Annotated in this window: 14 protein-coding genes and 1 pseudogene; 13 read left to right on the forward strand and 2 right to left on the reverse strand. The window is 47.8% G+C overall.

Annotated elements, in window-relative coordinates; all coding sequences use genetic code 11:
* Positions 1–38 precede the first annotated feature (38 nt).
* The 13 genes and pseudogenes from INT21_RS04685 to INT21_RS04745 all read left to right on the forward strand — a co-directional run.
* Positions 39–281: pseudogene (locus tag INT21_RS04685) on the forward strand (VOC family protein); the annotation flags it as partial.
* A 32-nt stretch (positions 282–313) separates the two neighbouring features.
* The gene (locus tag INT21_RS04690) at positions 314–874 is read left to right on the forward strand and encodes a flavodoxin family protein (RefSeq protein ID WP_193067443.1); all 561 of its coding nucleotides are present in this window, start codon (positions 314–316) and stop codon (positions 872–874) included.
* 217 nt (positions 875–1091) lie between these two features.
* On the forward strand, positions 1092–1517 hold the full coding sequence (locus INT21_RS04695) for an N-acetyltransferase (protein WP_193067444.1): 426 nt from the start codon (positions 1092–1094) through the stop codon (positions 1515–1517).
* Positions 1518–1571: 54 nt separating this feature from the next.
* Positions 1572–2006 carry a GFA family protein gene (locus tag INT21_RS04700; RefSeq protein ID WP_193067445.1) on the forward strand — a complete coding sequence of 145 codons (435 nt, stop codon included), beginning with the start codon at positions 1572–1574 and terminating at the stop codon, positions 2004–2006.
* Between the two features lie 197 nt (positions 2007–2203).
* On the forward strand, positions 2204–2548 hold the full coding sequence (locus INT21_RS04705; protein WP_226912294.1) for a MarR family winged helix-turn-helix transcriptional regulator: 345 nt from the start codon (positions 2204–2206) through the stop codon (positions 2546–2548).
* 200 nt (positions 2549–2748) lie between these two features.
* Entirely contained in the window at positions 2749–3267 is a 519-nt protein-coding gene (locus tag INT21_RS04710; protein ID WP_193067446.1) for a class IV adenylate cyclase, read from the forward strand.
* 70 nt (positions 3268–3337) lie between these two features.
* The gene (locus INT21_RS04715; RefSeq protein WP_193067447.1) at positions 3338–3715 is read left to right on the forward strand and encodes a nuclear transport factor 2 family protein; all 378 of its coding nucleotides are present in this window, start codon (positions 3338–3340) and stop codon (positions 3713–3715) included.
* Between the two features lie 51 nt (positions 3716–3766).
* Positions 3767–4393, forward strand: a complete 627-nt coding sequence (locus tag INT21_RS04720; RefSeq protein ID WP_193067448.1) for a LysE family translocator — start codon at positions 3767–3769, stop codon at positions 4391–4393.
* Positions 4394–4442: 49 nt separating this feature from the next.
* On the forward strand, positions 4443–4826 hold the full coding sequence (locus tag INT21_RS04725; RefSeq protein WP_443589335.1) for a GFA family protein: 384 nt from the start codon (positions 4443–4445) through the stop codon (positions 4824–4826).
* A gap of 92 nt (positions 4827–4918) precedes the next feature.
* The gene (locus tag INT21_RS04730) at positions 4919–5464 is read left to right on the forward strand and encodes a nucleotidyltransferase family protein (RefSeq protein WP_193067449.1); all 546 of its coding nucleotides are present in this window, start codon (positions 4919–4921) and stop codon (positions 5462–5464) included.
* Between the two features lie 287 nt (positions 5465–5751).
* Complete coding sequence (locus INT21_RS04735) at positions 5752–6462, forward strand: alpha/beta fold hydrolase (RefSeq protein ID WP_193067450.1); 711 nt, start codon at positions 5752–5754, stop codon at positions 6460–6462.
* A gap of 15 nt (positions 6463–6477) precedes the next feature.
* Positions 6478–7035, forward strand: a complete 558-nt coding sequence (locus INT21_RS04740) for a dihydrofolate reductase family protein (RefSeq protein WP_193067451.1) — start codon at positions 6478–6480, stop codon at positions 7033–7035.
* Positions 7036–7098: 63 nt separating this feature from the next.
* Positions 7099–7617, forward strand: coding sequence for a GNAT family N-acetyltransferase (locus INT21_RS04745; RefSeq protein ID WP_193067452.1), 519 nt, complete (start codon positions 7099–7101; stop codon positions 7615–7617).
* 147 nt (positions 7618–7764) lie between these two features.
* On the opposite strand, the gene INT21_RS04750 is transcribed toward INT21_RS04745, so the two are convergent.
* Positions 7765–7971 (reverse strand): YrhK family protein, encoded by a 207-nt coding sequence (locus tag INT21_RS04750; RefSeq protein WP_193059675.1) that lies wholly within the window; start codon positions 7969–7971, stop codon positions 7765–7767.
* A 45-nt stretch (positions 7972–8016) separates the two neighbouring features.
* Positions 8017–8475, reverse strand: coding sequence for a carboxymuconolactone decarboxylase family protein (locus INT21_RS04755; protein ID WP_193067453.1), 459 nt, complete (start codon positions 8473–8475; stop codon positions 8017–8019).
* Positions 8476–8671: the final 196 nt, after the last annotated feature.

An 8671-nucleotide genomic window follows, 5' to 3' on the forward strand; every position in this document is an offset into this window, starting at 1 on the left:
TTAGGCGATATCGCCAACCGGACAACTAGGCTGACAGAGGGGGGAACCGCGATTTGAAAGGTCACAGCGTTGGACTGGCCCATTTTGCTTATGTGATCGATAACCTTGATGCCGTTGTCGCTAGGCTCAATAACGCGGGCTATGCCATTGCCAAACCTGGCGCTATAGAGCCGTTTCGGAAAAATGTCTATTTTGTCGATCCGGCGGGTTTTGAAGTGGAGTTTGTCGAGTACCTGAGCGACATCCCAGCCGAGCGAAATTTAAACCGCGATGCTCAGTAACCAGTCGTACAGTAACGGAAAGGGTCAGTGTAATGAACGTTGCCGTTGTGTTTCATTCTGCTTTAGGCAGTACTAAGCAACTCGCGCAGGCTGTCGCTGCTGGAGCGGCAGCACAGCCTGGGGTTGATGCTATTCAAATAGAAATCGTTGGCGCAGATATTGTTGAAGGGCGTTTTTGTAACACCGAGCTACTGCAGCAATTAGACAAGGCCGATGCCTTAGTCTTTGGCTCTCCCACCTATATGGGCTGTGTGTCAGCCCAATTTAAAGCCTTTAGTGACGCCACGAGTGAGCTTTGGGCTAAACAGTTATGGGCAGACAAGATTGCCGCTGGTTTTACTATTGGTGCTAACTTAAGCGGTGATCAGTTGAATACCCTTCAGTACATGCAAGTTTTCGCGAATCAGCATGGCATGTGCTGGGTTGGCCTGGATATACCGGGCAACTACGATCCAGGTATGCGTAACCGGCTGGGAGCACAATCTGGGCTTATCGCTCATTCAACAGACGGCGTATTAAATGAAACGGACTTACTAGCCGCGCGTTATTTAGGCCAGCGGGTGGCGCAAGTCAGCAAGAAGTTTGCGGCATAAAGGTTGTTCACTTGGGCGCGCAGCAGGTGTTATTGCGACAGACCACCCTTGCGGATGCGTTACGCTTACCGCGCAATACAAAGCCGGCTAATTCAATCAGTGGCTAAATCGTAGCGCGGGGTAACGCATGGTGAGAAACGAGCCTTAAGGAGCCCAGGAATAGCGAATAAAAACAAGCTATTGTGTGCTCATCTGACCATCAATAAGGAACGTTTAGATGATTCGCAAATACCGACAGACGGATATTGACCAGATTTTGGAGATCTGGCTTTCAGCATCGATTAAAGCGCATGCTTTTGTTGAAGCGGAGTTTTGGGCGTCAAAGGTTAACGAAATGCGTGATGTTTATATTCCTGCCTCGGAGACTTTTGTGTTTGAATCTGAGAACCAGATAGCTGGGTTCTACAGTTTATACGGAAATACGCTGGCTGCCGTTTTTGTGTCGCCAAGCTTGCAGGGGCGAGGTGTGGGGGCAGCTATGCTTGATGATGCCAAGAGCCGAAGGGAGTGCTTGCAACTATCGGTCTACCAGGAAAATACTCCAAGTATCAGCTTTTATAAAAAGCAGGGGTTTATTTCATTAGGTGAGCAAGTTGATAAACAAACAGGCCATCCTGAGTTAGTCATGGAGTGTTACTGCTAACACAATGTCGCGTTAGTGTGAGCTGTTGGATGTGAAGTATTATAGGAGTGTTGAATGAAAGGTGTGTGTCTCTGTGGAGAGGTGAAGTTCAGCATCAAAGGAGAGCTACCAAATTTCTATCAATGCCACTGTTCTTTGTGTCGGAAAACGACGGGTTCTTCAGCGAATGCCGCTACGTTTGTAAGCGAGAAGTGCTTCGAGTGGATTTCTGGTCAAGCCAATATTCGCTCTTTTCAAAAACCAACAGGTTATCGGAATGACTTTTGTTCGGCCTGTGGTAGCTCAGTGCCAAATAAATTGAGAGACACTGACCTGATATGGATCCCCGCTGGACTGCTCGATGGGGAGACGGGATCATGCGTCGCAGTGCATCTACATTTGACCTCATCGGCGACATGGGAACTAGCGTCATGCAGCAGTGATCGGTTAGATGATGGCCCTGATAGTTTGGAGTCGCTTAATCAGGCATTGCAGAGGCGAAACCGTTGAATGCAAGCCGAATTCACGGTGGGGTCGACGTCACCCCCAGATTGAGTGGCGCTACACTTTAGAGTCCGATCCTATACGTAAGAAGATTGGGCATGAAGAAGCGTTTGGACTCCGGCAGGTCGATTGCTGCGCTGTGTAGTGAGATTCTCAACCGGTTGTAAACTACCAGCATCCGCTAACGGCTAGTTATTTGCGATATGTTTGATCTCGCAAGAGTAATGGCTATGCCGGAAAGTATAGAGGCAGAATTGGTGTTAAGTGTGATCAGCCTGCAAAGTAAAATCCAAAAACGGATTGGCAGTGCGCTTTCCGCGTATGGTATTGGCCTGTCCGATTATCTGGTTCTCAATCAGCTATACACCGCACCTAATCAAAAAGTACGCCGTAGCGATCTTGCTGAACAGGTCGGGTTGAGCCCATCAGGGGTTACTCGCCTTTTAAATCCTATGGAGAAAATAGGGCTGGTTAAGAAGCATGAAAACCCTCGTGATGCCAGAGTCAGCCTGGTGGCACTTACCACTGCTGGGACAAACATTTATTAAGATGCGCAAGTTTCGTTTAAACACGCTTCTGCCGCATTGCTTGAACCACTGGATAAGAAAGAGGTGGATGAGTTTTATAAACTGTTAAAGGTAGTGTTGTAGTTTTGCTGGCCCACCGGGCATTGACTCTTGATAGACCAGTCAGCAGATTTCAAGGGTTTGCACCGAACAAGCCACTGAAAGCGGCGGAGGCACTTACCATGGCCAGAAATATTGAGATCAAAGCACGTATCGACAACATTGAAGCGCTCGAGTCCAGGGTGGCTAAGATCGCGGACAATGGGCCAACCGAGATATTGCAAGACGATACTTTCTTCCAGTGTGAGGCTGGTCGGCTGAAGCTTCGGGTGTTTTCAGAAAAGCACGGCGAACTCATTTTTTACCGACGCGCCAATCAGGCTGGGCCGAAAGAATCATTTTATGTTCGCTCGCAAACCGATGAGCCTGAGGCGTTGCGAGAGACGCTTGCGCTGGCTTATGGTGAAGCTGGTCGTGTTCGAAAACACCGCACGTTGTATCTTGTTGACAGGACTCGTGTACATCTCGATAGAGTGGAGGGCCTTGGACACTTTCTTGAACTCGAAGTGGTAGTTTCCTCCAGTGAGTCATCACAGTCCAGTGCGGAAGTCGCGCACCGCCTATTGGATCGGCTCGGTATCGAGTTATCCCAGCTCATTGAAGGCGCTTATGTCGACTTGCTTAAGGAAAAGGGGAGCTAACCATTTATTCTACAGGCTCTAATCAATGAGCAGCGAAGGTTGTCGAGTTTAGACGTAAGGGTAATCAGCTATGGAAATCGAAGCGGATCTGATAGAAAAGGAAAGAGCTTTGCTTAGCTTCGAGGTGCGCAGGTCAGCGGTGAAACTACGGTCTCTGCTATCCTCGGATTTCCTGGAGATCGGAGCATCAGGCGATTTTTTCGGGTTAGATCGTGTCCTTGATTGTTTGCCTCAGGAATCCGCATGGTCGGCTATATCTCAGGACTTTGAACATCGGAGATTGAGCGCTGATCTCATTCAGCTCTTTTATAGGGTTGCTATCAGTCGTCAAAACGGCTTAGGTACAAGCTATTCTCGGCGAACATCAATATGGCGGAAAGAGGGAAGTGAATGGAAAATGGTTTACAACCAAGGCACGGCCATTTCTCCTTTTGAGGTTCAGCCTTAATTCGTCGAGCTTGCGGGCGTTACACACTTCAATTGTGAAAAGTGAGGGGCTATGGGAACGGAAACTTGGCTTTTGTACGTTAGCACTGTACTCATTTTGATGAGTACACCGGGCCCTAGCCAGCTTCTGATGCTTTCTAATAGCGTTAGCAATGGCTTCCAACGGTCGCTATTTACCGCCGCTGGCGATTTGTCAGCCAATTTTTTACAGATGATTGTCGCCTCGATAGGTTTGGTGAGCATTGTTCAGCAATCCAGTGATTTCTTTATCGTTGTGAAGTGGGTGGGGGTGGCATATTTATCGTACTTAGGCCTAAGGTTGATCTTCTCAAAGAGTGGGGGCCATGTAGGTGTGGCGAATCAGAGACGGTCGAAAAAAAGCTTGTTTTGGCAAGGTTTCATCACTTCAGCCGCAAACCCTAAAGCCGTTATTTTTTTCGCTGCTCTTTTTCCACAGTTCATCAACCCATCTGAGCCCCTTCTGCATCAGTTTGCGATACTGAGTGCTACGTATCTCATCATGGATGCGGTTTTCTTGTTTTCCTACGGTAAATCAGCTGAATGGATTAGTACGAAACTAAAGTCATCAGCACGCCAGTACTTAGGTAAGGTATCTGGATCGTTTTTGATTGGCGCAGCGGTGCTTCTAGGGATGAAGGAAGTTGATGCTAACTTATAAAACGCCTCGCCAGCGATAGATACGAGGGAGAAGGCTTGTGGTCAAGCAAGTGGGCGGAGCTAGCATTCAACCTAGACGCAGAGCTAGCTGCCACTGCGGCATGGTGGAGCTCGAACTCGATCTGCCTGAGGGTCTTGTTGACCCGAAAAGGTGTAACTGCTCTATTTGCAGGCGCAAAGGCGCTGTTATGGCCTATGTACCATTGAACGGTCTTCGTATTCTCCGCGGCGCCGAGCATCTAAAGCTTTATCAGTTCAATTCGAGCGTCGCAAAGCACTACTTCTGCGCACATTGCGACATCTATACCCACCACCAAACGCGCTCGAACCCCAATGTATATGGGTTCAATGTTGGGTGCTTGGAAGGCGTTAACCCCTGTGATTTGGATGATGTACCGGTTAGTGACGGTATCAATCATGAATCTGATCTGTAGCAGCAGGGGTAGGGGGAGTTATAACGTGTCCAGCGTTGGATGGTTCAGCACCACCCAGCAATTCAAAATAGGCGCATTGGTAGGGTATAGAGATGGATCATGAAATGCTGATCAAGCAATGGATAATGGGTGATCCTGATCGCATGGAGGCGCTGACTATCGCGGCTGCGCAGAAGTTGCCGGGTTGGTGTCTCGCTGCTGGGTTCGTTAGAAATTTGGTGTGGGACAAGCTACATGACTTTGCAGCGAGTACGCCATTGAACGACATTGATTTAATTTACTTCGACTCTGACGACGTAAGTGATTCTCGTGATCGTGAGATCGAGCAAGGATTAAGGGACGTCTCAATCTTTCCCTGGTCAGTAAAGAATCAAGCAAGAATGCACGAGCGAAATAGGGATTATCCGTATACGTCAACCGAAGATGCCATGAGTTTCTGGGTAGAAGTAGAAACTGCTGTAGGCGCAGCGTTGGATGACAACGGAGAGGTAATAATTGTGGCTCCTTTTGGCGTTGAGCCACTGTTTGGCTACACCATTACATTAAATCCAAAACGGCCAAAACGAACGGATTTTGAAGCTCGGGTATACAATAAGCGGTGGCTTCAAACTTGGCCAAAGTTGGTGGTAAAGGCTTAATGGTAGACATCGGCAGTGGCCTTGCGCTTCGCTTACCATGCTACAGCATCTGTTAATTTAATGAGTTGTTAATGCATTGCGAAGAGCGGCAGCTTTATTCTTAACTGCTGGAAAATAGCAGACCTAGATTCTAAGGGCATTCTCAGGTGCTGTTTTGTGCTCAATCCCGTGCTAGTTGGGGCACAGGGAAATCTTGCTACCGATTTAGGAATGACTGTAATGGACTCTTTTCAAGAGGGAACCGGTGAGTACTTAGTGCTGGTTCATGGGGCGCTCACGATAGTGCTATGTGGCTTCCTCATATTGAATACCTGAAAGCTGACTATGAGGTGGTTTCTGTTACTTTGAGGCACTTTGGTAAACCTTGCTCAGGTGATTTTGGCCTCAATACACATGCCAATGATTTAGCTGAACTCCTGTCGAGCTTGGCGAAAGATAAACCCATTAATATTGTTGGTTGGTCTTACGGGGCGGATGTCATCATTAATATGCTGGTGACACATGACTTAGCGTTGTCCAACGTGTTCCTGTACGAGCCCGGTTATCCAGGCTGTTTACAAGGAGAGAAAATGGATGCTTGGCAGTCGGATGCCAACGCCATGTTTAGTCCGGTTTTTGAAAATTTTCATGCTGGAAATATGCAATTAGCGGTTGAGCACTTAATTGATGGTTCAGGCAATAGAGAAGGTTATTTCTCTACTCAGGACGAAAGTATCCAAGCGTTGCAGATTTCTAAAGCGTACACGTTAACCCACCAGCTGAATCAACAAGAGCAGCCAGCTATAAACGCTGAGTTGGTCTCCAAAATCAGTGCTCCAATCGTTATAGGTTATGGGGCGGAAACGCGTGATATGTTTAGGCTTATTGCTCAACAAACCGCTCATTTGTTAGTCAACTCTGTGATTAACGAAGTTGTTGGTGAAGGGCATATGTTGCCTCAAGAAAGTCCAGAGAAATTCTCTACACACATTAAGTTGGCACTTGGTCATGGTTTGTAAATTACGGGGATGTTTATGAAGTGCTCTGTCTATATAGCAACAAGTGCTGACGGATATATTGCGACCCCAGATGGAGGAGTTGATTGGCTTCATACCGCTGGCAACTTAGAGGCAGATATGTGTGAGAACCCCGACATGGGCTTTCAGAGCTTTATTGACTCCGTTGATTGTATGGTGATGGGGCGTAAGTGCATGGACGTTATTTCGAGTATGAATTTAGCGCCTGACCAATGGCCATACGGTGACCTTCATATTGTCGTGCTTAGCCATTCAATCAGCGAGCCTCCTGAAAACCTGCAAGGCAAGGTAGAAATGTACGCTGGTGAGGTTCAAGACTTAATGGCTGACCTAGAAAGCAAAGGGTTTGAACATGTCTATATAGATGGTGGTTCAACCATAACCTCGTTTCTCAATCTTGGGCTTATTGATGAAATGACCATCACAAAAGCACCTATTCTTTTAGGTGGCGGTATAGCTCTTTTTGGAAGCCTTAACCAACAGATTAGGCTTGAAGAGGCCGAAGCGATCGCATTCCCAAACAATTTTATTCAAACGAAATACAAGGTAAGTTGATTTTCAAGGCTGCCTAAGCAGTACCGCAGCAACAGCGGCTTTGGGCATCGTGCCAAGGAGAAAATGGTGCAAATTTGTGAAACGGAGCGTCTGGTTATACGAACGTTGTCCTTAAACGATGTTCCCGAATTGACCAAGATCCTCAGTGATCCTGACGTCATGAAGCACTCGATCCGAGGCGTTTGTGATGAAGCCGCAACGCGGCGATTTATCGACTGGTGTTTGGAGTGTTATATATCTCACCGTATTGGGCCGTGGGCTTTGGTTGAGAGGGGAACTGATAAGCTTGTTGGCTTTTGCGGTGTTAGCCCCGAAGAGGTTAATGGTGTAGAGGAAATCGGGCTGGGTTATCGGCTGGCTAAACAATACTGGGGCATGGGCTTGGCGACTGAAGCAGTGCAAGCGGTACTCAGTGTGGCATTTAGCCAGAAGCAACTCGCTTCCGTGGTGGTTATTATCGAGCCTGATAATGGTGCATCACTCAAGGTCGCAGAGAAGGCAGGGTTTAGTCAGTTTGATACTATCGAATTCCACGGTCGCCCAGTGAGGTTGTACCGGTTAACGTTGCCAGCAATGCTGTGAACGCGGCGAGCGTTTGATGGTTATACCGAATACTGAGAGCTGGAAGTGCTAGCGAGCCATGCATAGGGGGGCTCGCCACATGGCCTTTTATAAGCCGCTAGGTAGATGAAAACCCAGCGGCTATCTTAACGTCGAGTATTGGCTCAATTAGACGTATTTCTTGCCCGTATCTTTCATACTCATTGCGTAAATAATAAACATGATGAGTGAGCCCATCACAAAACACCATACGCCTACGGTTGCATAGAAAGCGCTGTCGGGTAGGAATAAAAGACTGCCAAAGAAAAAACATAAACTGGATAAGAGACCCAGAATATTAGGTAGCTGTTGACGCTGTTTCGTCACACTGTTCATTTTATTTACCCATCTGAAATTTTATTGTCAAGTATCTAAGATGGCTTAGATACGGATGTCCGGTGCAAACTGAAAGCCCACCGATATCCGATTCCAGCTGTTGATTTGAACAATAATCGCAGTTAGGTCAATTAGCCCCTGCTCACCAAAGGCAGTTAACGCGTTTTGATAGGTGTCGTCGCTAATGGAGGGCTGTTGGCTGATGAGTGTGAGTGCTTCGGCCCAGGCGAGTGCGGCACGTTCTTGTGTGCTAAAGCAGGGGGCTTCCCGCCAGGCCGGGAACACGTCTAGGCGAACTTGATGCTCGCCGTCGTCTCTGGCCTCTTGGGAATGCATGTGTTGGCAAAAGCAGCAGTGGTTTATTTGCGAGACACGCAGGTTGACTAAGTGAACGATGGTGCGATTAAGCGTTGAATCTTCCGCAACGTTGCCTAATGCAGTCAGGTTTTTAGCTAGGCGTGGGACAAGGCGATACACTGACTGCTGAGATAGACGAGTAGACATGTGAGCGACCTCGGTGAGTAAGTTGAGGGCTCAGCTTAACGTCGAGGTTTTTTTACGCCTTGTAAATTTGCGACAGTTTACGCTTGCGATAGGCGGCCGGCGTTTCATAGGCGAGTGATTGAAAGGCGTGAGTAAAGTGGGCTTGGTCATAGTAGCGTAAGCGTTCATCCTACGACGTAGTTGACCTACTTCACGT

Origin of the sequence: Halomonas sp. 3F2F, from assembly GCF_014897805.1 — a bacterium.
Lineage (GTDB): Bacteria > Pseudomonadota > Gammaproteobacteria > Pseudomonadales > Halomonadaceae > Vreelandella.

Coding starts and splice junctions, on each gene's coding strand:
- INT21_RS04690 (WP_193067443.1), top strand. CDS start 314: ATGAACGTTGCCGTTGTGTTTCATTCTGCTTTAGGCAGTACTAAGCAA.
- INT21_RS04695 (WP_193067444.1), top strand. CDS start 1,092: ATGATTCGCAAATACCGACAGACGGATATTGACCAGATTTTGGAGATC.
- INT21_RS04700 (WP_193067445.1), top strand. CDS start 1,572: ATGAAAGGTGTGTGTCTCTGTGGAGAGGTGAAGTTCAGCATCAAAGGA.
- INT21_RS04705 (WP_226912294.1), top strand. CDS start 2,204: ATGTTTGATCTCGCAAGAGTAATGGCTATGCCGGAAAGTATAGAGGCA.
- INT21_RS04710 (WP_193067446.1), top strand. CDS start 2,749: ATGGCCAGAAATATTGAGATCAAAGCACGTATCGACAACATTGAAGCG.
- INT21_RS04715 (WP_193067447.1), top strand. CDS start 3,338: ATGGAAATCGAAGCGGATCTGATAGAAAAGGAAAGAGCTTTGCTTAGC.
- INT21_RS04720 (WP_193067448.1), top strand. CDS start 3,767: ATGGGAACGGAAACTTGGCTTTTGTACGTTAGCACTGTACTCATTTTG.
- INT21_RS04730 (WP_193067449.1), top strand. CDS start 4,919: ATGGATCATGAAATGCTGATCAAGCAATGGATAATGGGTGATCCTGAT.
- INT21_RS04735 (WP_193067450.1), top strand. CDS start 5,752: ATGTGGCTTCCTCATATTGAATACCTGAAAGCTGACTATGAGGTGGTT.
- INT21_RS04740 (WP_193067451.1), top strand. CDS start 6,478: ATGAAGTGCTCTGTCTATATAGCAACAAGTGCTGACGGATATATTGCG.
- INT21_RS04745 (WP_193067452.1), top strand. CDS start 7,099: ATGGTGCAAATTTGTGAAACGGAGCGTCTGGTTATACGAACGTTGTCC.
- INT21_RS04750 (WP_193059675.1), bottom strand. CDS start 7,971: ATGAACAGTGTGACGAAACAGCGTCAACAGCTACCTAATATTCTGGGT.
- INT21_RS04755 (WP_193067453.1), bottom strand. CDS start 8,475: ATGTCTACTCGTCTATCTCAGCAGTCAGTGTATCGCCTTGTCCCACGC.